At 67.5% G+C, this 23171-nt stretch carries 24 protein-coding genes; 11 read left to right on the forward strand and 13 right to left on the reverse strand.

Annotation, left to right across the window (positions count from 1 at the left end; all coding sequences use genetic code 11):
• Positions 1 to 16 precede the first annotated feature (16 nt).
• Positions 17 to 706: an aspartyl/asparaginyl beta-hydroxylase domain-containing protein gene (locus tag ACPTTC_RS20635; protein WP_423393695.1), complete on the reverse strand. Its 690-nt coding sequence runs from the start codon at positions 704 to 706 to the stop codon at positions 17 to 19.
• A 243-nt stretch (positions 707 to 949) separates the two neighbouring features.
• On the opposite strand from ACPTTC_RS20635, the gene ACPTTC_RS20640 reads away from it, so the two are divergent.
• Both ACPTTC_RS20640 and ACPTTC_RS20645 read left to right on the forward strand, forming a co-directional pair.
• Positions 950 to 1294 carry a DUF4148 domain-containing protein gene (locus ACPTTC_RS20640; protein WP_423393696.1) on the forward strand — a complete coding sequence of 115 codons (345 nt, stop codon included), beginning with the start codon at positions 950 to 952 and terminating at the stop codon, positions 1292 to 1294.
• A gap of 71 nt (positions 1295 to 1365) precedes the next feature.
• Positions 1366 to 1641: a DUF4148 domain-containing protein gene (locus ACPTTC_RS20645; protein ID WP_423393697.1), complete on the forward strand. Its 276-nt coding sequence runs from the start codon at positions 1366 to 1368 to the stop codon at positions 1639 to 1641.
• Between the two features lie 139 nt (positions 1642 to 1780).
• Here the strand turns inward: ACPTTC_RS20645 and ACPTTC_RS20650 are convergent, their stop codons facing one another.
• The 4 genes from ACPTTC_RS20650 to ACPTTC_RS20665 all read right to left on the reverse strand — a co-directional run bounded on the left by ACPTTC_RS20650 (position 1781) and on the right by ACPTTC_RS20665 (position 4617).
• Positions 1781 to 1912: a hypothetical protein gene (locus ACPTTC_RS20650; RefSeq protein WP_423393698.1), complete on the reverse strand. Its 132-nt coding sequence runs from the start codon at positions 1910 to 1912 to the stop codon at positions 1781 to 1783.
• Positions 1909 to 2436 (reverse strand): cytochrome b, encoded by a 528-nt coding sequence (locus tag ACPTTC_RS20655; RefSeq protein WP_175954718.1) that lies wholly within the window; start codon positions 2434 to 2436, stop codon positions 1909 to 1911. The genes ACPTTC_RS20650 and ACPTTC_RS20655 overlap by 4 nt, the downstream gene beginning before the upstream one ends.
• 70 nt (positions 2437 to 2506) lie before the next feature.
• Positions 2507 to 3925, reverse strand: coding sequence for an ATP-binding protein (locus tag ACPTTC_RS20660; RefSeq protein ID WP_423393699.1), 1419 nt, complete (start codon positions 3923 to 3925; stop codon positions 2507 to 2509).
• A gap of 32 nt (positions 3926 to 3957) precedes the next feature.
• Positions 3958 to 4617 carry a response regulator gene (locus ACPTTC_RS20665; RefSeq protein WP_423393700.1) on the reverse strand — a complete coding sequence of 220 codons (660 nt, stop codon included), beginning with the start codon at positions 4615 to 4617 and terminating at the stop codon, positions 3958 to 3960.
• 329 nt (positions 4618 to 4946) lie between these two features.
• Here ACPTTC_RS20665 and ACPTTC_RS20670 point away from each other — a divergent pair, with 329 nt between their 5' ends.
• From ACPTTC_RS20670 to ACPTTC_RS20680, 3 genes are all read left to right on the forward strand, one after another.
• Positions 4947 to 5261 carry a hypothetical protein gene (locus ACPTTC_RS20670; RefSeq protein ID WP_423393701.1) on the forward strand — a complete coding sequence of 105 codons (315 nt, stop codon included), beginning with the start codon at positions 4947 to 4949 and terminating at the stop codon, positions 5259 to 5261.
• A gap of 62 nt (positions 5262 to 5323) precedes the next feature.
• Positions 5324 to 6493, forward strand: coding sequence for a bacteriohopanetetrol glucosamine biosynthesis glycosyltransferase HpnI (gene hpnI, locus ACPTTC_RS20675; RefSeq protein WP_423393702.1), 1170 nt, complete (start codon positions 5324 to 5326; stop codon positions 6491 to 6493).
• Positions 6490 to 7578 (forward strand): lysylphosphatidylglycerol synthase domain-containing protein, encoded by a 1089-nt coding sequence (locus ACPTTC_RS20680; RefSeq protein ID WP_423393703.1) that lies wholly within the window; start codon positions 6490 to 6492, stop codon positions 7576 to 7578. Before hpnI ends, ACPTTC_RS20680 begins: the two co-directional genes overlap by 4 nt.
• A 28-nt stretch (positions 7579 to 7606) precedes the next feature.
• Here ACPTTC_RS20680 and denD read toward each other — a convergent pair whose 3' ends face one another.
• From denD to ACPTTC_RS20720, 8 genes are all read right to left on the reverse strand, one after another.
• On the reverse strand, positions 7607 to 8578 hold the full coding sequence (gene denD / locus ACPTTC_RS20685) for a D-erythronate dehydrogenase (protein ID WP_423393704.1): 972 nt from the start codon (positions 8576 to 8578) through the stop codon (positions 7607 to 7609).
• A gap of 28 nt (positions 8579 to 8606) precedes the next feature.
• Positions 8607 to 9383: a 2-oxo-tetronate isomerase gene (otnI, locus tag ACPTTC_RS20690; protein WP_423393705.1), complete on the reverse strand. Its 777-nt coding sequence runs from the start codon at positions 9381 to 9383 to the stop codon at positions 8607 to 8609.
• 68 nt (positions 9384 to 9451) lie between these two features.
• The gene (locus ACPTTC_RS20695) at positions 9452 to 10777 is read right to left on the reverse strand and encodes an MFS transporter (RefSeq protein ID WP_423393706.1); all 1326 of its coding nucleotides are present in this window, start codon (positions 10775 to 10777) and stop codon (positions 9452 to 9454) included.
• Positions 10778 to 10891: 114 nt separating this feature from the next.
• On the reverse strand, positions 10892 to 11530 hold the full coding sequence (locus ACPTTC_RS20700) for an aldolase (RefSeq protein WP_423395687.1): 639 nt from the start codon (positions 11528 to 11530) through the stop codon (positions 10892 to 10894).
• Positions 11530 to 12825 (reverse strand): 3-oxo-tetronate kinase, encoded by a 1296-nt coding sequence (otnK, locus tag ACPTTC_RS20705; RefSeq protein ID WP_423393707.1) that lies wholly within the window; start codon positions 12823 to 12825, stop codon positions 11530 to 11532. Before otnK ends, ACPTTC_RS20700 begins: the two co-directional genes overlap by 1 nt.
• Positions 12826 to 12844: 19 nt before the next feature.
• Positions 12845 to 13735, reverse strand: a complete 891-nt coding sequence (gene ltnD, locus ACPTTC_RS20710; RefSeq protein WP_423393708.1) for an L-threonate dehydrogenase — start codon at positions 13733 to 13735, stop codon at positions 12845 to 12847.
• A 61-nt stretch (positions 13736 to 13796) separates the two neighbouring features.
• Entirely contained in the window at positions 13797 to 14501 is a 705-nt protein-coding gene (locus ACPTTC_RS20715; protein ID WP_046549676.1) for a FadR/GntR family transcriptional regulator, read from the reverse strand.
• 201 nt (positions 14502 to 14702) lie between these two features.
• Positions 14703 to 15776 carry a GlxA family transcriptional regulator gene (locus tag ACPTTC_RS20720; RefSeq protein ID WP_423393709.1) on the reverse strand — a complete coding sequence of 358 codons (1074 nt, stop codon included), beginning with the start codon at positions 15774 to 15776 and terminating at the stop codon, positions 14703 to 14705.
• A gap of 285 nt (positions 15777 to 16061) precedes the next feature.
• Between ACPTTC_RS20720 and ACPTTC_RS20725 the strand changes: the two genes are divergently transcribed.
• Genes ACPTTC_RS20725 through ACPTTC_RS20750 form a run of 6 tightly spaced genes read left to right on the forward strand, consistent with a single transcriptional unit; the run spans position 16062 to position 23089 of the window.
• Positions 16062 to 17447 carry an L-serine ammonia-lyase gene (locus ACPTTC_RS20725; protein WP_175954692.1) on the forward strand — a complete coding sequence of 462 codons (1386 nt, stop codon included), beginning with the start codon at positions 16062 to 16064 and terminating at the stop codon, positions 17445 to 17447.
• Positions 17448 to 17463: 16 nt separating this feature from the next.
• Entirely contained in the window at positions 17464 to 18708 is a 1245-nt protein-coding gene (locus tag ACPTTC_RS20730) for a sarcosine oxidase subunit beta family protein (protein WP_006480591.1), read from the forward strand.
• Between the two features lie 14 nt (positions 18709 to 18722).
• Positions 18723 to 19022 (forward strand): sarcosine oxidase subunit delta, encoded by a 300-nt coding sequence (locus ACPTTC_RS20735; protein ID WP_069260676.1) that lies wholly within the window; start codon positions 18723 to 18725, stop codon positions 19020 to 19022.
• Entirely contained in the window at positions 19019 to 22030 is a 3012-nt protein-coding gene (locus ACPTTC_RS20740; protein ID WP_423393710.1) for a sarcosine oxidase subunit alpha family protein, read from the forward strand. Before ACPTTC_RS20735 ends, ACPTTC_RS20740 begins: the two co-directional genes overlap by 4 nt.
• On the forward strand, positions 22020 to 22652 hold the full coding sequence (locus ACPTTC_RS20745; protein WP_423393711.1) for a sarcosine oxidase subunit gamma: 633 nt from the start codon (positions 22020 to 22022) through the stop codon (positions 22650 to 22652). Before ACPTTC_RS20740 ends, ACPTTC_RS20745 begins: the two co-directional genes overlap by 11 nt.
• Complete coding sequence (locus tag ACPTTC_RS20750) at positions 22649 to 23089, forward strand: dihydroneopterin aldolase (protein WP_423393712.1); 441 nt, start codon at positions 22649 to 22651, stop codon at positions 23087 to 23089. The genes ACPTTC_RS20745 and ACPTTC_RS20750 overlap by 4 nt, the downstream gene beginning before the upstream one ends.
• The last annotated feature ends 82 nt before the right edge of the window (positions 23090 to 23171 follow it).

A 23171-nucleotide genomic window follows, 5' to 3' on the forward strand; every position in this document is an offset into this window, starting at 1 on the left:
TTGGCGCTCACACGCACTAGACCGGAATCGACCGCCCGCGAATCCTGATCCCGAGCCGCACGACGCCGATCACCGCATTCGACAGCCACGTGAGCAGGCGCGGCATCCCGCGCCGGCGGATATCGAGCAGCAGCACGATCCGCACGGCGTCGCTGTCATTCCACACCTCGTGCGTGAACGTGTCGTCCCACAGCAGGAAACGTCCTTCCTCGAGCCGGTATTCGTGGCCGTCGATTTTCAGCACGGCGGCCGGCGTGCCGTCCGCGCGCGTCGGCATCGACAGCACGAGATAGCCGCGCAGGATGCCGCGAAACGGCCCGCGATGCGGTGGAACGTGCTTGCCGGGCGCAAGGAACGACAGCGATGCGGACAGCACGTCAGGCGACGCCGCAACGATCGATGCGATGGTCGGGCAGCGCGACAGGTTGCGCGGGAACGGCTGGCCGTACGCCTGCATGATGAACATCCGCCAGTCGCGTGCGTCGTTGGCCGAGATGTCGTACTGCTCGCGCATGATCTCGTGAAAGCGCGGGATGCGCGGCATGTCGCGCGCCACGGCGAATGCCTCTGCCTGGATGTCGGTCCAGGCTCGGACGAAACGCTCGGCGTCGGGAAACGCGGCCGTGTCGAGCACTGCGCCGCCGTCGATATGGCGGTCGTACAGCGTGCGCAGCAGGCTGGCTGCATAGTCGTAAGCGACGGACATGGTCGATCGAGGGGCGATCCGTAAAGGGCGACGTCAGTCTGCCCGAAGCGCGGCGGGCGCTGCGTTACGTCAGGTTACGCCGGCTGACGAAAGAATGACAGTTTCATGAACGTCCATCCCGGGCATGCCCGGCGCCGGAGAAGCCGCGTGATCCGGGCTGCGCGACGCGCGGGAATAAACGCACACGCTCCGTCGTCATACGGGTGTAGCACATCGTCTCGTTGACTTCTCAAGGAGTGGAACATGAACACGCATTGGCTGGTGGCCGCCGCGGTGGCGGCGATTTCGCTTGCGGGTATCGCGACGCAAGCATCCGCACAGGAATTGACGCGCGCGCAGGTCAGGCAGGAACTGATCGATGCCGAACACAACGGGCTGCGCTTCGTGACCGATACGTCGTATCCGGACGTGAGCCCGCTGTTCCAGCGGCAGGTCGAACAGATGCCGCAGCATCAGGCCAGCACGGCGGTCGGCAGCGATCCGGCCGCGTCATCCGAAGCGGGCAAGCCGGCGACGATGTCGCCGCGCCAAGGGTCTGCCGCCTGTGTTGGCCCCGCGAGCTTCTGCACGATCTATTTCGGAAGCTGACGCAACCGCCTGCGTTTGCAGGTCGGGCATTCAACAAGGTTGATCGATACGGAACATTGAAGGAGTTCATGATGAAAACCTATATCGCAGTACTGATGATGATTGGCGCGATCGTCGGTCAGTCGGCCTTCGCGCAATCGGCCGCGCCGCTGACGCGCGCGCAGGTGCGCGACGAATTGATGCGTCTGGAAGCAGCCGGGTACGACCCGGCGAAGGGTGACGAAGGCGAGTATCCGGCGGACATCCAGGCGGCGCAAGCGAAGCTTGCCGAGCAGGACCGGGCCCGGATGGCGGCTGCCGCAGCGCATGCACCGGCCGCCGATACGCCGGCGCAGACCAGCAACTAGGTGTCGATATGGTCTTGTGCGACTTCAGGCCGTCGTGTTCGCGGCACGGCAGGACGGCAGCCGTTGGTGCCGCTCGACGCGGAAAAAGGGCGCCGGTGGCGCTGCCCGTCATCGCGCGCCGCTTCGCGCGGCGCCGCGATCATCTCGTCAGCCGCATGCGAGCGTCGGGCGCGTCGTTCGCGCGATGAAGCGCAACGAAGACGGTATCGGCCTCGGCGGCAACCCGGCTCATGCGCGCGATGGCATGCCGTGCCGTCAGCGTGGCAATCACCAGGGCATCATGCGCTGCACGACCTGATCGCGCAGCACGAAGCGATGCGCCAGCGCGGCTGCGACGTGCAGGCAAATGCCGCCGAATAGCACCCATGCGAGGACGCCGTGCACGTCGCCCATCGCGTGGCCGAATCCGGAGCCGGCCGCCGACAGCGCGGGCAACGGCACGATCCCGAACAGCGTCACGCCCCATGCGCGCGACGACGCGTTGATCCAGCCGAGCAGCGGCACCGCGATCAGCAGCGCGTAGAGCGCGACATGCGTGACACCCGACAGCGCGCGCATTGCGGGCGGCAGGTCGCTCGCGGGCGGGCGATGCGTCGCGCGCCACAGCACGCGACAAGCCATCGCGGCGAGCAGCGCGGTTCCCACGAGGAGGTGCGCGGCGATCAGGCCGATGGGCTGCGTATCGCGATGCACGTCGGGCATCGTCCAGCCGATCGCATACTGCGCGACGACGAGTGCGACGATCAGCCAGTGAAGCAAGCGTGCAACGGTGTCATATCGGGCGGGCGTGGGCATGAAGACTCCTGGCGGACGACGGGGGCGGTATGGGTCGGGTGGATTCTACTGCCGCATCCTTAACGAAACGTTAAGCGCGCGGCATCGCGCGCGACGATCCGTCGTCGGGTGTGCCGGCCGGCACCGATCCGCCCGCGTCCGCCGACGGCAGCGCAATCGCGACGCCGAGGCCCTGGCCGCCGATGCCGGTTCCGAAGTGCACGGTGCCGCCGAAGTACTGTGCGATGCGCGTAACGATCGATAGCCCGAGTCCGCTGCCGGGCGACTGCGCGCCGCTGCCGCGATAGAAGCGGTCGCCGAGCCGCTCGTGCTCGTCGAGCGCGACGCCCGGGCCGTCGTCGCGCACGACGATGCGTTGCAGCGCGCCGTCGTCATGCACGGCGAGTTCGATGCGGCCGCCTTGACGGCCGTACTTGATGGCGTTGTCGACGAGGTTGTCGAGCAGGATGCCGATCAGGATCGGATCGGCCTCGATCGCCCGTCCGGACACGGTGCCGGCCACGAGGTCGATGGCCTTGTCCGATGCCTTCGCGAGATGGCGATCGACGGCGGCATCGACGAGTTCGCGAACGACGACGGCGTGCGTCGGAATGCACTCGTACTCGTCGAGCCGCGCGAGCAGCAGCAACTGCTCGGCGAGCCGCGCGCTGCGGTCGACGCCTTGAACGACCCGCTGCATCGCCAGTTGCTTGCAAGCCGGATCGTCGGTCGCGATCGCCACCTGGGCCTGGACCTTGATCGCGGCCAGCGGTGTCTTGAGTTCGTGCGCGGCGTCGGACGTGAACGCGCGCTCGCGCACGATCGATTGCCGCAGCCTGGCCAGCAGGCGGTCGATCGCGTCGACCAGCGTGCGCACCTCGTCCGGCACGGTGGCGATGCCGAGCGGCTCGAGCGATCGCGCGTCGCGCGCGCCGATCAGCGCAGACAGCGTTTTCAACGGCGCGAGACCGCGCCCGATCAGGTACCAGAGGAGGAGCGCCAGCACCGGGAGTGCGGCGACCAGCGGCAGGACGATGCCGCGCGCGATGCCGGTCGCCAGATCGCTGCGCGTATTGGTGATCTCCATCACGCGTATCCAGCGCCCCGACGCGTTGTCGCGCAACGTGTGCGTGCGCCAGCGCGCATCGTGAATGACGATCGTTTCCGGGATCCCGCGCGGGTTGCGGATATCCGGCAATCCGGCCGCTTCGGCCGGGAGGCTCGACGCGACCACGTTACCTCGCGCGTCGCGCACCTCGAACAGGACGTCGCGCGGCAGGCGATCGCCATCGGTTTCAGGGCCGGATCTTGCGTTGCCGCGATCCAGTTCGACGCGTGCGTCCGGCGGAACACGGGCGAGGCGCTCGAGGTCGGCGGGCGACAGATCGACCAGCAGCGACGCATATTCGACGAGGCGGGCGTCTTCCCATTCGCCGATCTCGCGTGTCGCGTAGCGGAAGCTGCCGAATACGGCGACGAGCCATACGACGGTCACGCAGCCGAGCGCCATCGATGAAACTCTGCGCCGTATCGACCGGGAGATCATGCGAGGTCGACAACGTAGCCGATGCCGCGGACGGTGCGGATCAGTTCCGCGCCGAGCTTCTTGCGCAGATTCGAAATATGGACCTCGATTACATTGCTTTCGATGCCTTCCTGCCAGCCGTACAGGGTGTCTTCGAGACGCGCGCGCGACTGCGGCGCGCCCGGGTGGCTGACGAGCTGAACCAGAATGGCCCACTCGCGCGAGGTCAGTGCGATGCGCGATGCGTCGCGTGTCACCGTGTGGGCGGTCAGGTCGATCGTGATGTCGCGCCACACGATTTCGTCGCCGGCGCGGCCCTGCGACCGGCGCACAAGCGCACGGCAGCGGGCGAGCACCTCGGTCAGCTCGAACGGTTTCGCGAGATAGTCGTCCGCGCCGTCGTCGAGGCCGCGAACCCGGTCGGCCACCGTGCCGCGCGCGGTCAGCACCAGCACGGGGACCGTGTCGCCCGCGTTTCGCAGCGCACGCAGCAGTTCCGTGCCCGATTTTCCCGGCAGGCCGAGATCGAGCACGACGAGCGCGAAGCGCGTCGTCGCGAGCGCCGCGGCGGCCGCGTGACCGTCGCGCAACCAGTCGACGTGATAGCCGGCCTGGCTCAGGCTGATCTCGAGACCGCTGCCGATCAGGTCGTCGTCTTCAACAAGGAGGAGTCGCATGGTCGATTCGGGTGCAGGTGGGTGCGATTGTACGAGTGCAACCGTGCATGCCGTGCAACGGATTGTAATTGTGCTGCATCAAGCTTCCCGCGATTCTGAAGAAGGCTTAAGGTTTGCCGCAGTCAATCCCGCTACCATCGGCCACAACAGTTCTCGGGTTGTTTTCCGCTTCCCCGGATCCCGAACCGGGTCACGCATGTCCGGCACAAGTCGCACGTGCTTGCCCGTCAATCCGCGACCTTCCAATCGATCGCCGATCGACGCGAGTCGTCCGTACGGGAGATTCATTCCTCATGACATCCTCGACGATCGAGCGATGGCGCGCCCACTTGCTGATCGCCGCGCTGGCCGGCCTGTTCATTCAGTGTTTCGTGCTGGTGTCGTGGCTTGCCTGGCGCATACCCGAAGCATTTTTCACGACGATGACGTTTCGCATCTGGGTCGTCATCGCGGTCGCCACCGCGATCCTTTCGGCCCGCAAGCTTGCCGATGTCGCGTTCCGGGCCGCGCTCGCGTGCGGCTACGTGTGTGTGACAGGAATCGATCGCCGCACGGTAGTTGTGTCATCTGATTGCGCGTATCGTCGCTTGGTCGTCCTTCACATCCGGCTCCACGGGAATCGATACGGCGGCGCGCACGGGTGAACCCGCGTGCGCGCGGCGGCTACCGGATGCCATGGTCGTATGGGTCACCACTGGGGAGAAGCATGGTTTTGCTGCATGTGCTGCACGCGCTGGCCGGGGCAATGTCGATCGTCTGCGGGCTGGGCGTGCTACTGGGCATTGCATACACGATGACGGCCAGCGTGCTGGTCGGCCGGTTCTTTTCCCGGGCGGCGGCCGAGCCGCGCGATTATCCGGGCGTCACCGTCGCGAAGCCGCTGCACGGCGACGAGTGGCAGCTCGTACAGCATCTCGAAAGCTTCTTCGTGCAGAATTATCCGGGGCCGGTCCAGCACCTGTTCGGCGTGCACGATGCGAACGACAAGGCCCTCGCGGCCGTCGAGACGCTGCGTGCGCGCTACCCTGACGCGAACATCAAGGTCATCGCCGATGCGCGGCTGTACGGGCCGAACCGCAAGATCGCCAATCTCGTGAACATGCTCGAACACGCGGAGTATTCGGTGCTCTGTCTCGCCGACAGCGACGTGCTGGTCGAGCGCGATTATTTGCGCGCCGTCGTCGGCGCGCTGCAGCAGCCGGATGTCGGCATCGTGACGAGCGTGTATCGCGGTATCGCATCGCCGGGCTTCTGGCCCGGTATCGCCGTCGCGATGACGAACTACCATTTCCTGCCGGGCGTCATTACCGGGCTCTTCATCGGGCGCGCACGGCCATGCTTTGGCCAGACGATTGCGATCACGCGCGCGACGCTCGAACGCATCGGCGGGCTCACGCGTTTCGCGCATCACCTTGCCGAGGATCATGCGCTGGGCGAGGCGGTGCGGCAGGCGGGCGCGCAGGTCGTCATTCCGCCGTTCGTCGTCGGGCATGCGTGCGTCGAGGAGACCTTCGCGAAGCTGTACGCACACGAGTTGCGCTGGAGCTGCACGATCCGCGCGGCGGACCGGCTCGGTCACGCCGGCTCGGTGTTGATGCACCCGGTGCCGCTGGCGCTGCTGGCGCTGTTGTTCTCCGGCGGCACGACCGCCACGTGCGGGCTGATGGCCTCGGCGCTCGGCGCGCGGGCGCTGCTGATGCTGAGAACGAGCCGGGCGACCGGCGCGGGCCTGCGCGGCGCGCTGTGGCTGCCGTTCGTCGATCTCCTGCAGTTCTTCGTGTTCGTGTCGAGCTTCTTCTCGTCGCATGTCGTGTGGCGCGGCACGCGCTTTCGCGTCGACCGGGAAGGCCTGCTGTCGCCCGCGAGCGAATCATGACGGCACGGACGAACCCCGGCGTGGATGCTGCGGAGCGAAACGCCGCGCGAGGCGACGCCCGCCTGCGCCATGTGGGACAGGTGGCGGCGCTGGGCGGCCTCGCGCTCGCCGTCTGGCTGATCTGGCACGAGCATCCGCTGGCAATCCTGCATCGCCTGCAGGTCGCCGGCGCGGGGCTGTTGCTCGCGGCACTGGCCCACATCCTGCCGATGCTGGCGAATGCGTGGGACTGGCGGATGCTGATCCGCGGCCCGCGCCGGCCGTCGTTCGCGACGATGCTGAAGCTCGTATGGATTCGCGAATCGATCAACGGCTTGCTGCCGGTCGCGCGGATCGGCGGCGAGATCGTGTCGTTCGGCCTGCTGCGGCAGGCGGGCGTGCGGCCGGCAACCGCCGTCGCCAGCCTCGTCGCCGACATGCAGCTGACGCTGATCAGTCAGCTCGTGTTCGCGCTGGTTGCGATCGGCTACGTGCTCGAGCATGTGTCGTCCGACGCCGCGCGGGTGGCCGCGAATCTCGCGATCGGCATGGCCGCGCTGGTGCCGGTGCTGCTGCTGTTCGCGCTGGTGCAGCATGCGCGGCCGTTCGAACGCGCGATGCGCGTGCTCAACCGCGTCACGAGCGGCAAGGTGGTGGCGCTGGTCGGCGAATCGGCGCGCACTGATCAGTCGATCCGGATGATCTGGAGAAAGACCGGCATCGTCGTGCGCTATCTCGCGATCTGGCAGACGCTGCAGTTCGTGGGCTACGCGCTGGAAATCTGGCTGGCGCTGTATTTCCTCGGTGCGGAGCCGACCTTTGCGCAGGCGCTCGCGATCGAGGCGCTGATCCAGCTCGTGAGCAGCATCGCGTTCCTGATGCCGGGCGGCCTCGGCGTACAGGAGGGCGGGTTCGTGCTGATCGGCGGGCTGCTCGGGTTCGACCCGCCGACCTGTCTCGCGCTGGCCGGCGCCCGCCGCGTGCGCGACCTGCTGTTTTATCTGCCGGGCCTGCTGGCGTGGCAGTGGGCGGCCGGTTCGGCGAACCGGTCGGGCGGAACGCAACGCGCGCCGTTGCCCATCGGGGAATCCGCCCGGCCGCGTTGACGCGACCGGGGCGCCGGCGGCGCGGGCATCAGCGCCGTTCGTCGGCGAGATGGCTGCGGATCACGTCCGCGAACGACGTATCGCCCGTCAGCCCGAGCGCTTCCGCACGCGACGTATCCCAGCGGCCCGGCCAGCTGCCGACGATCTTCTCGACGCGCTCGTCCGGCACATGGCGGATCAGCTTCACGACGTCGTCGCCCGCGACTTCGCGCAGGGCCGCGATCATTTCGTCGACCGATACCGACAGGCCGGGCAGGTTGATCACGCGTTTGTTGCCGAGCTTCGCGCTATCGATCTCGCAGCCCGCGACGAGCGCTTCGATCGCGCCGCGCGGCGACAGCAGCCACAGCCGCGTCGAACCCGGCACCGGGCACACGCTTTCCTCACCGTTCAGCGGCTCGCGGATGATGCCGCTCGCGAACGACGACGCAGCCGCGTTCGGGCGGCCCGGCCGCACGCTGATCGTCGGCAACCGCAGCACACGGCCATCGACGAAGCCGCGCCGCGCGTAGTCGCACAGCAGCAGTTCGGCGATCGCCTTCTCGGCGCCGTACGACGATTGCGGGTTCAGCGCGGTGTCGTCCTGCACGATGTCCGGCAGCGTGCCGCCATAGACCGCGACGGAGCTCGTGAACACGACGCGCGGCTGGTGGCCGCGCGCGCGGCACACTTCGAGCAGCGTGCGCGACGCGTCGAGATTGATCCGCATGCCGAGATCGAAATCGGCTTCGGCCTGCCCGCTGACGATCGCCGCGAGGTGGAAGATCGCGCCGGTGTGCGTGTCGATCGCGCTTTCGAGCACCGCGCGATCGGCGATGTCGCCGACGATCGACGTCACGCGTGCGTCGCGGAAATCGCTGCCAGCGACGACGTCGAGCAGCACCAGCTCGTCGATCTTCTCGCGGCGGCCGTCGGGGCCGGCCAGTTCGCCGCGCTCGAGCAGCTTGCGCGCGAGACGCTGGCCGAGAAAGCCGGCGCCGCCGGTGATCAGTACTTTCATGTTCTTTATCCTCGTGGGAATGCAGGAATCACAGGTACGGCTTGAGCCAGCCGAGGCCGGCCGACGTGCCGGCCTTCGGGCGGTATTCGCAGCCGATCCAGCCGTCGTAGCCGAGCGCGTCGATCAGCTCGAACAGGTACGGGTAGTTGAGTTCGCCGATATCCGGCTCGTGGCGCTCGGGCACGCCCGCGATCTGGATGTGGCCGATGCCCGCGAAATCGCGCTTGAGCTTCATCGCCAGATCGCCTTCGACGATCTGGCAGTGGTAACAGTCGAACTGGATCTTCAGGTTCGGCGCGCCGACTTCCGCGCAGATCGCCTGCGCGTCATCCTGGCGGCTCAGGAAATAGCCGGGCATGTCGCGCTGATTGATCGGCTCGATCAGGATCGTGACGCCGTGTGCGGCGGCGGCCTGCGCCGCATGCCGCAGGTTCGACAGGTAGGTGTCGCGATGGCGTGCACGGTCGGCGCCCGGCGCGACCATGCCGGCCATCACGTGCAGCTTCTTGTTGCCGAGCACGCGTGCATAGTCGAGCGCCTGGTCGATACCGCGCCGGAACTCGTCCTCGCGGCCCGGCAGCGACGCGATGCCGCGTTCGCCCGCGGCCCAGTCGCCCGGCGGCGCGTTGAACAGCGCCTGTTCGAGGTTGTGCGTGTCGAGGCGCGCGCGGATATCCTCGGCGGCGAAGTCGTACGGGAACAGGTACTCGACGGCCTTGAAGCCGTCGTAGGCGGCAGCGGCGAAGCGTTCGAGGAACGCGTGCTCGGTGTACATCATCGAGAGGTTGGCGGCGAAGCGTGGCATGGCAGCGGGTCCTGTGAATGAATGGGGCGGGGCGTGCGGCGCCCCGCTTCGAATGGCGGCTCGGCGGCTCAGCGGTTCACGAGTTTCGCGGGCGTGAGCCACACGGCGATCGCGCCGAGCACGAGCATGGCCGCCAGCACGTACATGCCGGACGCCATGCTGTGCGTGACGTCCTTCAGGTAACCGATCACGTACGGGCTCGCGAAACCGGCGAGGTTGCCGACCGAGTTGATGATCGCGATCCCGGCCGCGGCCGCGGAGCCCGCGAGGAACGCGGTCGGCAGCGACCAGAACAGCGGTGCGCAGGTCAGCACGCCGCCGGCCGCGAGCGACAGGAACACGATCGACACCGCCGTATTGTGCGAGTACGACGCGGCGACCGCAAACCCGAGCGCGCCCATCAGTGCCGGCACGATCAGGTGCCAGCGGCGTTCGCGGCGCTTGTCCGAGCTGTGGCCGAACAGGTTCATCACGACGATCGCGACGAGGAACGGAATCGCCGACAGCAGGCCGATCTGCAGCGTATCGGTGATGCCGGTCGATTTGACGAGCGTCGGCATCCAGAACGTGAGGCCGTACTGGCCCGTGACGAACGCGAAGTAGATCAGCGACATCCACCACATGCGCGGGTCCGAGAACACGGCCTTCAGCGAATGGCCGTGCTGCTGCCGTTCCTGCGGCTGCGCGGCGATCTCGTCCTCCAGCAACTGCTTCTCGCGCCCGTCGAGCCACTTCGCGCCGCGGATGCCGTTGTCGAGATACAGGATCGTCGCGATGCCGACGAGTACGGCCGGCACGGCTTCGATCATGAACATCCATTGCCACCCGTGAAAGCCCGAGCCGCCGTGGAAGCGCTCCATGATCCAGCCCGACAGCGGGTTGCCGAAGATGCCCGACACGGGAATCGCGGACATGAACACCGCGATGATCTTCGCGCGGCGATGCGACGGGAACCAGTAGGTGAGGTACAGGATCACGCCGGGATAGAAGCCGGCTTCCGCGAGGCCGAGCAGGAAGCGCAGCACGTAGAACTGCGTCGGCGTCTGCACGAAGGCGAACAGCGCGGACAGCAGGCCCCACGTGATCATGATTCGCGCGATCCAGATACGCGCGCCGATGCGGTGCATCAGCAGGTTGCTTGGCAGTTCGAACAGAAAATAGCCCAGAAAGAAAATGCCGGCGCCGAGCCCGAACACGGTTTCGCTGAACGCGAGATCCTGCGACATCTGCAGCTTCGCAAAGCCGACGTTCACGCGGTCGAGATATGCGACCACGTAGCAGAGCATCAGGAACGGCACGATGCGCCAGAACACTTTCTTGTAGGTGCGGTCGAGTTCCGCGGCATGGGCGGGCGCGGCGGGCGAGCGGCCAGCGGCCGCGTCGAGAGCAGTCATCGTCGTCTCCTGTATCGTGTGCCGGCGGCGCGACCGCCGCCGGATCGTTTGTGTGTGCTGACGGAAGGGCCCGCGCACACGGCGGGCATGGGAATCGGTACGTGACGTGCCGCGTTACCAGCGTGCGCCGAAGGTCTCGCGCAGTTCGTCGAGTGCCGCGTCGGTAAGCGGCTCGGGCTTCGGGTGCGTCATCAGCCACAGCCGCGCCGTTTCCTCGAGCTCCTCGAGCGCATATGACGCCTGCGACACCGACGGCCCCCACATCACCGGGCCGAGGCGGTCGAGCAACACGCCGCGCACCTGGTCGGCGAGCGCCGAGACTTCGGCCGCGACGCCAGGATCGCCGGGGCGGCGGTAGCGGATCAGCGGAATGTGGCCGACCTTCATCACGTAGTACGGCGTGATCGGCGGCAGCACGTCGGTGTCGCGCCACACGCCCGCGAGCGTCAGCGCGACGAGATGCGTCGAATGCGTGTGGACGACGCCGTTCGCTTCGGCATTGCGCGCGTAGATGCCGCGATGCAGTGCGAGCGTCTTCGACGGCTTGCCGCCCGATACGGGCTGGCCGTCGAGGCCGACTTTCGCGATGTCGTTCGGGTCGAGCCGGCCGAGGCATGCATCGGTCGGCGTGATCAGCCAGCCGTCGGGCAGGCGCGCGCTGATGTTGCCGGCGCTGCCCACTGCATGGCCGCGCGCATACAGGCTCGCGCCCACCACGCAGATCTCTTCGCGCAGTTTCGCTTCATCGCTCATCATGCGGCTCCGTCCAGCGCGCGCAGCGCCTTGTCGAAAAAGTCCGTGGTGCCGAAGTTGCCGGATTTGAGCGCGAGGCCGAGCGGCTGCGCGTCGATGGTGGCCGTAGCCGGCACGCCCGGGTCGATCTGCGCGCCGATCTGCAGCGACTTCACGCCGAGCGCCTGCACGACCGCGCCGGACGTTTCGCCGCCGGCGACGACGAACTTGCGCACGCCGAGTTCGCGCAGGCCCCGCGCGATCGCCGCGAGCGTGGCTTCGACGAGCTGGCTGGCCGCGTCGACGCCGAGCGCCTGCTGTACGGCCTTCACTTCGTCGGGCGTCGCGGTCGCGTAGATCAGCACCGGCTGCGGCAGGTGTGCGCGTGCGAACGCGAGCGCTTCTTCGACGACAGGCTCGCCGCGCGAAGCCGCGAGCGGATCGACGCGGAAGCTCGGCCGCGTCGCGCGCCACGCGGCGACCTGCGCGTTGGTTGCTTTCGATGCACTGCCGGCGAGCACGGCCGACAGCCCGTCGATGCGCGGCAGCGACGCCGCGTTGTCGCGCTCGGGCAGTTGCTCCGCGCGACGGAAATTCGCCGGCAGGCCGAGCGCGATGCCCGAGCCGCCGGTGACGAGCGGCAGGGCCGCACACGCTTCGCCGAGCACGTAGAGATCGCGGTCCGACAGCGCGTCGGCGATTGCGAAGCGCACGCCTTCCGCGCGCAGTTGCTCGATCCGCGTGCGCACGGCGGCCGCGCCCAGCGCGATCGTGTCGTAGCGGATCAGGCCGACCGGCGCCTTCGTCTGCCGCTGCAGCACGCGCACGAGGTTCGCGTCCTTCATGGGCGTGAGCGGATGGTTCTCCATCCCCGATTCGTTCAGCAGCGCGTCGCCGACGAACAGGTGGCCGCGATAGATCGTGCGGCCGTTCTCGGGGAACGCCGGGCATGCGATCGTGAAGCCGCCGCCGGCCGCGTCGAGCAGCGCATCGGCGACGGGCCCGATGTTGCCCGCGTCGGTTGAGTCGAACGTCGAGCAGTACTTGAAGAAGAACTGCCGGCAGCCTTGTGCGCGCAGCCATGCGTACGCGGCGAGCGATTGCGCGACGGCGTCGGCCGCGGGGATCGTGCGCGACTTCAGCGCGACGACGATCGCGTCGGCGTCGAGCGTGGTGTCTGCGGTGCCGTCGGCAGGCACGCCGATCGTCTGCACGGTGCGCATGCCGCTCTTGACGAGCATGTTCGCGAGATCGGTCGCGCCGGTGAAATCGTCGGCGATGCAGCCGAGCAGGGGACGGGAAGCGGAAGCAGTCATGGCAGGGGCGTCGTACGAATCAGCGGGCGGGCGGCAGCGTGATGCCGGGGAACGTCTTGATCACGGCGGCATCGTCCTCGCCGCCGTGGCCGGCGCTCGACGCGCTCATGAACATCTGGTGCGCGGTGGCCGACAGCGGCAGCGGGAACTTGCTGCGGCGCGCGGTATCCAGCACGAGGCCGAGATCCTTCACGAAGATGTCGACCGCCGACAGCGGCGTGTAGTCGCCGTTCAGGATGTGCGGCACGCGGTTCTCGAACATCCACGAATTGCCGGCGCTGTGCGTGATCACGTCGTACAGCGCATCGGCATCGACGCCTTCGCGCAGGCCGAGCGCCATCGCCTCGGCCGCTGCCGCGATGTGCACGCCGGCCAGCAGCTGGTTGATGATCTTCACTTTCGAGCCGATGCCGTGCGCATCGCCGAGGCGATAGACCTTGCCGGCGATCGCCGCGAGCACGTCCTCGCAGCCCGCGTACGCGGCGGCCGGGCCCGACGTCATCATCGTCATCTCTCCGGACGCCGCGCGCGCGGCGCCGCCCGACACGGGCGCGTCGAGCATCTGCAGGCCGGCGGCTTCGATGCGCGCGCCGAGCGCGACCGCGAATTCGGGCGCGACCGTCGCGCTCGCGATCACGACGCTGCCGGGCTTCATCGCCGCGACCGCGCCGCGCTCGCCGAACAGTACCGTTTCGGTCTGCGCGGCATTGACGACGAGCGTGACGACGACGTCGCACTGCGCGCCGAGTTCGGCCGGCGTCGCGCAGGCGATGCCGCCTTCGGCGGCGAACGCCTGCAGCACGGTGTCGCGCACGTCACAGGCGTGCACGCGCAGGCCGGCGCGCAGCAGCGAGCGGGCGACGCCGAGGCCCATCGCGCCGAGGCCGATGACTCCAACATTTCGTGACATGGTCAACCTTGATCGATTCGGGAGAGGTTCGGGACAACGACGGCGGCAGGCGCCGCCGGCTTCAGCAGATGCCGGCTTCCGCGAGACGGCGGGCGGCGTTGTACATGTGCGTGCGCGCCGCGTTGCGTGCGGCCATCGGGTCGCGCGCGCGGATCGCGTCGGCGATCGCCGCGTGTTCCTCGCGTACCTGGCGCGAAAAGTCCTCGCGCGTCGCTTCGTTGCGCCGCGTGACCTTCACGCCGGCTTCGAGGTACTGGTTCAGGAACTGCAGCGTCTTCAGGAAATACGGGTTGCCGGTGACGGCCGCGATCGTGCGGTGGAACGCGACGTCTTCCGCGACGCCGTCGCGCCCTTCGGCCACCGCATCGTCGATCTTGCGCAGTGCGTCGTCGATGTCGGCCATGTCTTCATCGGTGTGATTCAACGCGGCTTCGGCCGCGACCTCGGCCTCGATCGCGCGGCGTACCGCGAGCAGGTGCGGCAGCGAGGTGGCTTCGACTGCCTCCGCGTAGTCGATCCGCAGCGGCCGGATCGCGCCGTGCTGGTTCACGAACACGCCGCTGCCCTGGCGCGGCTCGACCACGCCTTCGTTCTTCAGCCGCGAGATCGCCTCGCGAATCACGGTGCGGCTCACGCCGAATTCCTGCGCGAGCACGGCCTCCGTCGGCAGCTTGCCGGTGGCGGAGAAACTGCCGACTTCGATCTGCTTGAGCAGTTGCTGCGCGACATGGTCGCTCATCGCACGGGCGGGAATTTTCTCGAACATGGTGCTCTGGTTTGTCAGGTTATGTGGTCATCATACAAATTTGGGCGCAACGCAGCATCCGGGATAACCCTCAATCAATGTTGTTCAACGTCGGTCAAGTTGATTGAAACCGGTTCCAATCGAATTGAAACCGGCGCGAGCGGATGTCGCTTTGCAGTTTGTCGGCTGGCTTGGAAAGTGAAGTGCGGGTGCCTTCGGCCGTCAATCGGCGATGTCCTCGACGGGGTCGACCGTCGCATCCGGCGCCGCGCCGACTTCCGCCGCTTCGCCGCCGCGCTCCCGATAAGTCGCCGGCGGCACGCCGAACTGCTTGCGGAACTCGCGCCCGAGGTGCGACGCATCGGCGAATCCGCAGCTCGACGCGATATCGGCCACCGTGCGGTCCGAACTCGTCAGCAGCCACGCGGCGGTGCGCAGCCGCACCTGCTTCGCGAACACCTGCGGGCTCTTGCCCGTCTCGGCCTTGAACAGGCGCTCGAGCTGCCGTGTCGACAAATCGAGCTTGCTCGCGAGCTCGTCGAGCGACAGCGCACGCCCGACATGCTGTTCCATCAGGAGAATCGCGCGCTTGACCTTCGGATGCGTCGCCGGCTCGAGCCCCGGCGGATGCGGCTGCGGCGCGTTGCCCTTCTGCATCTCGCCGACCAGCAGGATGCGCAGCGCCTTCTGCACGGTTGCATGATCGAAATGGCGCAGCAGGATCGCGGCGGCGACGTCGATCGACGCGCGGCCGCCCGAACAGGTGATGCGGCGGCGGTCGATCACGAACAGCCGGTCGGCGATCAGGAGGTCGGGATCCGCGTTCGGAAAGCGTTCGATGAAATCCCAGTAGTGGAACCAGCTCACGCAGGTGCGGTAGCCGTCGAGCACGCCGGCGCGCATCAGCGTAAACACGCCGGTGCAGATCCCGACGACCGTCGCGCCGCCCTTCGCCGTGCGGCGGATGAAGTCGAGCGTTTCGGGGCCGGCTTGCGGCCCCGAATGCAGCAGCCCGCCGACCACCACCACGTAGTCGAACGGCTCGGCCGCGTCGAACGTCTCCCACGGCGTGATCTGGATCCCGCAACTCGCGCGCACCGGCGCGAGGGTCTCGCCGATCACGCTCCACGCGCAGCGCACGGGCTTGCTGTAGTCGCCGTCGTCGGCCGAGAGCCGCAGCATGTCGACGAAGCCCGAAAAGGCCGTCAGCGTGAAGTTCGGCAGCAGCACGATGCCGAAGCGGATGCGCCGCGGCGCGGGTTCTGCGAGGGGGGAAGCGGGTACGTCGGGTGTCATCGCGGCCAATCTCGTCACGCCGGGCAGGCGGTCTCACTCGTTTCACTCGGGTTGCGGGTACGGCTGCCGGGGCGGCGCGGATGTAGCCAGCGTCGCCGATCGGCTTCGGCCGGACTTGTGGTTTTCCGTCGCGAACCATCGCCAAAACGCATTTTCGGGGCCGCCGAAGCGGCGCTTGGCGGCGGTATCCCACGCCGATGCCGTTTTTGTTCTATCGGCCGATTTTACGCTTTGATGTACTGGCGCCAACGTCATTTCACGTGTGTCCCACCCAGAGGAAGCCAGATGAACGTCAGCGCGTTCGACCTGTTCAAGATCGGTATCGGCCCGTCCAGTTCGCATACGGTCGGCCCGATGATCGCCGCGTGTCGCTTCGCGTCGCACGTGGAGGACGCGAACCTGCTCGGCTTCGTGCGCCGCGTGCGCGTCGAGCTGTACGGCTCGCTCGGCGCGACCGGCAAGGGCCACGGCACCGACAAGGCCGTGCTGCTCGGTCTCGAGGGCCACCTGCCCGACACGATCGATCCGGACCTGATCGAGCCGCGGCTCGCCGCGATCCGCGCGGAGAAATCGCTGTCGCTGCTCGGCAAGCAGACCGTCCGCTTCGAGGAAAAGGAGCACATCGGCTTCTATCGCAAGCTGATGAGCGGCACGAGCATCGTGCACCCGAACGGCATGCGCTTCCAGGCCTTCGACGAGCACGGCCAGTTGCTCGTCGAGAAAGAGTATTACTCGGTCGGCGGCGGCTTCGTCGTGAACCGCGACGGCGATCGCGTGAACGGCGTGCGCGCGGCGGTCGAGGTGCCGTATCCGTTCCGCACCGGCGACGACCTGATGCGCCAGTGCCGCGAACACGGGCTGTCGATCGCCGAGCTGATGATGCGCAACGAATCCGCACTGCGTCCCGCCGACGAAGTGCGCGCCGGGCTGCTTGCGATCTGGCGCACGATGGCCGCGTGCGTCGAGCGCGGCTGCAAGGTCGAGGGCGACCTGCCGGGCCCGATGCGCGTGAAGCGCCGCGCGGCCGAGCTGAATGCCCGCCTGCGCGCGCGCTCGGAAGAGTCGCTGCGCGACCCGCTGTCGATGCTCGACTGGGTCAACCTGTACGCGATGGCCGTCAACGAGGAGAACGCGGCGGGCGGGCGCGTCGTCACCGCGCCGACCAACGGCGCGGCCGGCGTGATTCCCGCGGTGCTGCACTACTACGTGAAGTTCGTGCCGGGCTCGAACGAAGCCGGCATCGTCGAATTCCTGATGACGGCTGCGGCGATCGGGATCATCTACAAGGAAACCGCGTCGATCTCCGGCGCGGAAGTCGGTTGCCAGGGCGAAGTGGGCGTCGCGTGCTCGATGGCCGCCGCCGCGCTTGCCGCGGTGATGGGCGGCACGCCCGACCAGGTCGAGAACGCGGCCGAGATCGGCATGGAGCACAACCTCGGGATGACCTGCGACCCGGTCGGCGGGCTCGTGCAGATCCCGTGCATCGAGCGCAACGCGATGGGCGCGATCAAGGCGCTGAACGCATCGCGCATGGCGCTCAAGGGCAACGGCCAGCACTACGTGTCGCTCGATTCGGTCATCAAGACGATGCGCGAGACGGGCGCCGACATGAAGACGAAATACAAGGAAACGTCGCGCGGCGGACTGGCCGTGAACGTCATCGAATGCTAAACGAAGGATCACCAACATGAGCCGCTACTCGATATTCAGCCTGTTCCGCAACGGCCTCTCGTATCACGAGAACTGGGAAAAGCAGTGGAAGAGCCCGGAACCGAAGAAGGAATACGACGTCGTGATCGTCGGCGGCGGCGGCCACGGCCTCGCGACCGCGTACTACCTCGCGAAGGAGCACGGGATCACGAACGTCGCGATCCTCGAGAAGGGCTGGATCGGCGGCGGCAACACCGCGCGCAACACGACGATCGTGCGCTCGAACTATCTGTGGGACGAATCGGCCGCGCTGTACGAGAAGGCGATGAAGCTGTGGGAAGGGCTGTCGCAGGACCTGAACTACAACGTGATGTTCAGCCAGCGCGGCGTGATGAACCTGGCCCACACGCTTCAGGACGTGCGTGACACCGAGCGCCGCGTGAACGCGAACCGGCTCAACGGCGTCGACGCCGAATTCCTGACGCCCGCGCAGATCAAGGAAATCGAACCGACCATCAACCTGAACAGCCGCTACCCGGTGCTCGGCGCATCGATCCAGCGCCGCGCGGGCGTTGCACGCCACGACGCGGTGGCCTGGGGCTTCGCGCGCGGCGCGGACCGCGCGGGTGTCGACATCATCCAGAACTGCCAGGTAACGGGCATTCGCCGCGAAGGCGGTGCGGTGGTCGGCGTCGATACGGTGAAGGGTTTCATCAAGGCGAAGAAGGTCGCGGTAGTGGCAGCCGGCAACACGACGACGCTCGCCGACATGGCCGGCGTGCGCCTGCCGATCGAAAGCCACCCGCTGCAGGCGCTGGTGTCCGAGCCGATCAAGCCGGTCGTCAACTCGGTGATCATGTCGAACGCGGTGCACGCGTACATCAGCCAGTCCGACAAGGGCGACCTCGTGATCGGCGCAGGCATCGACCAGTACACGGGCTTCGGCCAGCGCGGCAGCTTCCACATCATCGAAAGCACGCTGCAGGCGATCGTCGAGATGTTCCCGGTGTTCTCGCGCGTGCGGATGAACCGCCAGTGGGGCGGCATCGTCGACGTGTCGCCGGACGCGTGCCCGATCATCACCAAGACCGACGTGAAAGGCCTCTACTTCAACTGCGGCTGGGGCACCGGCGGCTTCAAGGCGACGCCCGGCTCGGGCTGGGTGTTCGCGCACACGATCGCCCGCGACGAACCGCATCCGCTGAACGCGCCGTTCGCGCTCGACCGTTTCTATACGGGCCACCTGATCGACGAGCACGGCGCTGCCGCCGTCGCGCACTGAACGAGGAGAAAAACATGTTGCTGATCGAATGTCCGTGGTGCGGGCCGCGCGCCGAATCCGAGTTCTCGTGCGGCGGTGAAGCCGACATCGTGCGCCCGGTGAACAACGAGAACATGACCGACCGCGAATGGGGCGAGTACGTGTTCATGCGCGAGAACAAGCGCGGGCTGCACAAGGAGCAATGGCTGCATGCGCAGGGCTGCCGCCGCTGGTTCAAGGCCACGCGCGACACGGTGACCTACGATATCAAGGGCTACGAAAAGTTCGGCGGTGAAGCTGCCGCCAACGCACACGAAGAGGGCACGAGCAAATGAGCCAGAAAGACCGCCTCGGCACCGGTGGCCGCATCAATCGCGCGATTCCGTTGACGTTCACGTTCAACGGCCGCACGTATCAGGGCTTCCAGGGCGACACGCTCGCGTCCGCGCTGCTCGCGAACGGCGTGCACTTCGTCGCGCGCAGCTTCAAGTACCACCGTCCGCGCGGGATCGTGACGGCCGACGTCGCGGAACCGAACGCCGTCGTGCAGCTCGAATCGGGCCCGTACACGGTGCCGAACGCACGCGCGACCGAGATCGAGCTGTACCAGGGGCTCGTCGCGTCCAGCGTGAACGCGGAGCCGACACTGGAGAACGACAAGTACGCGATCAACCAGAAGCTCTCGCGCTTCCTGCCGGCCGGCTTCTACTACAAGACATTCATGTGGCCGCGCAAGATGTGGCCGAAGTACGAAGAGAAGATCCGCGAAGCAGCCGGCCTCGGCAAGGCGCCGGAAGCGCTCGACGCCGATCGCTACGACAAGTGCTACGCGCACTGCGACGTGCTCGTGGTCGGCGGTGGCCCGTCGGGCCTCGCGGCCGCGCATGCGGCGGCCACGGCCGGCGCGCGCGTGATTCTCGTCGACGACCAGCGCGAGCTCGGCGGCAGCCTGCTGTCGTGCCGTGCGGAGATCGACGCGAAGCCCGCGCTGCAGTGGGTCGAGAAGATCGAGGCCGAGCTGCGCAGGCTGCCCGACGTGACGATCCTGTCGCGCAGCACCGCGTTCGGCTACCAGGACCACAACCTCGTGACGGTCACGCAGCGTTTGACCGATCATCTGCCGGTGTCGATGCGCAAGGGGACGCGCGAGCTGCTGTGGAAGGTCCGCGCGAAGCGCGTGATCCTCGCGACCGGCGCGCACGAGCGTCCGATCGTGTTCGGCAACAACGACCTGCCCGGCGTGATGCTCGCCGGCGCGGTGTCCACCTACGTGCATCGCTTCGGCGTGCTGCCGGGCCGCAACGCGGTCGTGTTCACGAACAACGATCGCGCCTACCAGGCCGCGCTCGACCTGAAGGCGTGCGGCGCGAAGGTGACGGTCGTCGATTCGCGCGCATCGTCGAACGGCGCGCTGCCGGTCGCCGCGAAGCGGCAGGGCGTGACGGTGATGAGCGGCGCGGTCGTGACGAGCGCATCGGGCAAGTGGCGCGTATCGTCGGTCGACGTCGCGTCGCTCTCGAACGGCCAGGTGGGCGGCAAGCTGCAGACGCTGCCGTGCGACCTCGTCGCGATGTCGGGCGGCTTCAGCCCGGTGCTGCACCTGTTCGCGCAATCGGGCGGCAAGGCCTGCTGGAGCGACGAGAAGGCGTGCTTCCTGCCGGGCAAGCCCGTGCAGGCGGAGGCGAGCATCGGCGCGGCGGCCGGCGAATTCGGCCTGGCGCGTGCGCTGCGGCTCGCGGTCGATGCGGGTGTGGAAGCCGCGAAGGCGGCAGGCTTTACGGCTGCGCAGCGCGCGGTCGCGCCGCAGGTCGCGGAAACGGTCGAAGGCGCCCTGCAGCCGCTGTGGCTCGTCGGCAGCCGCGAAGCCGCGGCGCGCGGCCCGAAGCAGTTCGTCGACTTCCAGAACGACGTGTCGGCCGCCGACATCCTGCTGGCCGCGCGCGAAGGCTTCGAGTCGGTCGAGCACGTGAAGCGCTATACGGCGATGGGCTTCGGCACCGACCAGGGCAAGCTCGGCAACATCAACGGGATGGCGATCCTCGCGCAGGCGCTCGGCAAGACGATTCCGGAAACGGGCACGACGACGTTCCGCCCGAACTACACGCCGGTGTCGTTCGGCACGTTCGCGGGCCGCGAGCTCGGCGATTTCCTCGATCCGATCCGCAAGACCTGCGTGCACGAGTGGCACGTCGAGCACGGCGCGCTGTTCGAGGACGTCGGCAACTGGAAGCGGCCGTGGTACTTCCCGAAGAACGGCGAGGATCTCCATGCGGCCGTGAAGCGCGAATGCCTCGCGGTGCGCAACAGCGTCGGCATCCTCGACGCGTCGACACTCGGCAAGATCGACATCCAGGGCCCGGACGCAGTGAAGCTGCTGAACTGGATGTACACGAACCCGTGGAACAAGCTCGAAGTGGGCAAGTGCCGCTACGGGCTGATGCTCGACGAGAACGGGATGGTGTTCGACGACGGCGTGACGGTGCGCCTCGCCGACCAGCATTTCATGATGACGACCACGACGGGCGGCGCGGCGCGCGTGCTCACGTGGCTCGAGCGCTGGCTGCAGACCGAATGGCCCGACATGAAGGTGCGGCTCTCGTCGGTTACCGACCACTGGGCGACGTTCGCGGTGGTCGGCCCGAAGAGCCGCAAGGTCGTGCAGAAGGTGTGCCAGGACATCGACTTCGGCAACGAGGCGTTCCCGTTCATGAGCTACCGGAACGGCACCGTCGCGGGTGCGAAGGCGCGCGTGATGCGGATCAGCTTCTCGGGCGAGCTCGCCTATGAAGTGAACGTGCCGGCGAATGCGGGCCGCGCGGTATGGGAAGCGTTGATGGCGGCCGGCGCCGAGTTCGACATCACGCCGTACGGCACCGAGACGATGCACGTGCTGCGCGCGGAGAAGGGCTACATCATCGTCGGTCAGGATACCGACGGTTCGGTCACGCCGTACGACCTCGGGATGGGCGGGCTCGTCGCGAAGTCGAAGGATTTCCTCGGCAAGCGTTCGCTCACGCGTTCGGACACTGCGAAGGAAGGCCGCAAGCAGTTCGTCGGGCTGCTGACCGAGGACGAACAGTTCGTGCTGCCGGAAGGCGCGCAGATCGTCGCGAAGGACACGCAGGTGTCGGCGGTCGATCCGACGCCGATGATCGGCCACGTGACGTCGAGCTACTACAGCCCGATCCTGAAGCGCTCGATCGCGCTCGCGGTGGTGAAGGGCGGCCTGAACAAGATGGGCGAGAGCGTCGTGATTCCGCTGGCCAATGGCAAGCGCATCACCGCGAAGATCTCGAGCCCGGTTTTCTACGATACCGAAGGGGTGCGCCAGCATGTGGAATGAAACCAGAAACCAGACGCAGGTGGCGGGCGCGGGCGGCGTGACGCTTGAATCGCCGCTCGTCGGCGCGGCCGACGTGCTGAAGCCGCACCAGGCGCGCGCCTCGAAGAAGTTCACGCTGCGCGAGCGGCCGTTCCTCGATCTCGTCAACGTGCGCGGCGAGTTGAGCGATCCGGCGTTCGTGAGCGCGTTCGAGCGCGTAGTCGGCTGCCGGCCGCCCGCGCAGCCGAACACGGTCGCGCGCGGCGCCGAGTACGACGTGCTGTGGCTCGGCCCCGACGAGTGGCTCGTGCGCTCGCACGGGCCCGTGCCGGCCGGTGTGCTCGAAGCGAAGCTCGCGGAGGCCGTGCAGGGTTCGTATGCGGCGGCCGTCGACGTCGGTAGCGGCTATACGGTTGTCGAGATCAGCGGCGAATGCGTGCGCGACGTGCTCGCACGCGGCTGCCCGCTCGATCTCCATCCGCGTGCGTTCAAGCCGGGCCAGTGCGCGCAGTCGCACTACTTCAAGTCGTCGATCGTGCTGATCCCGACCGGTGACGATGCGTTCGAGATCGTCTTGCGCCGCAGCTTCGCCGACTACTTCGTGCGCATCATGCTCGACGCGGCCGCGCCGCTGGCATCATGAAGCCGTTCGACGAACCGTTCGTGGCGATCGACGCGCCGCGCCTGCGCGGGCGCGGCTGGAGCGTGTTCGTCGACGAACTGAAGGTGCCCGCGCGGATCGGCATTCATGCGCACGAGCATGAAGCGCCGCAGCCGATCGTGATCGATGCAAGGCTCGGCTATCGGTGCGAGCCGAGCGAGCAGGGCGAGTGGATCGATTACGACGGCTATTGCGCGCGTGTTGCCGCGTTCCTGGCGCACAAGCCGCATACGCGGTTGCTCGAGACGCTCGTCGCCGATCTCGCGGTGCTGTCGTTCCGCGAGTGGCCGGCGCTCGAGTCGCTGACGCTGTCGGTGTACAAGCCGAAGATCCGGCCCGGCACCAAACGGGTCGGCGTGTCGCTCGACTGGACGCGCGGGGATTATTTGAGGTGGACGGGCGCGGCGGGGCAGTTTTGATGCGGAAAGAGGCGGTTGGCGGGGTGATGGAGGTCGGCACGCGGGGGGGCTCACGCGTTTGCATAGTTCCTGAAATATGCGA

The organism is Burkholderia mycopellens (genome assembly GCF_964265025.1).
GTDB lineage: Bacteria > Pseudomonadota > Gammaproteobacteria > Burkholderiales > Burkholderiaceae > Burkholderia.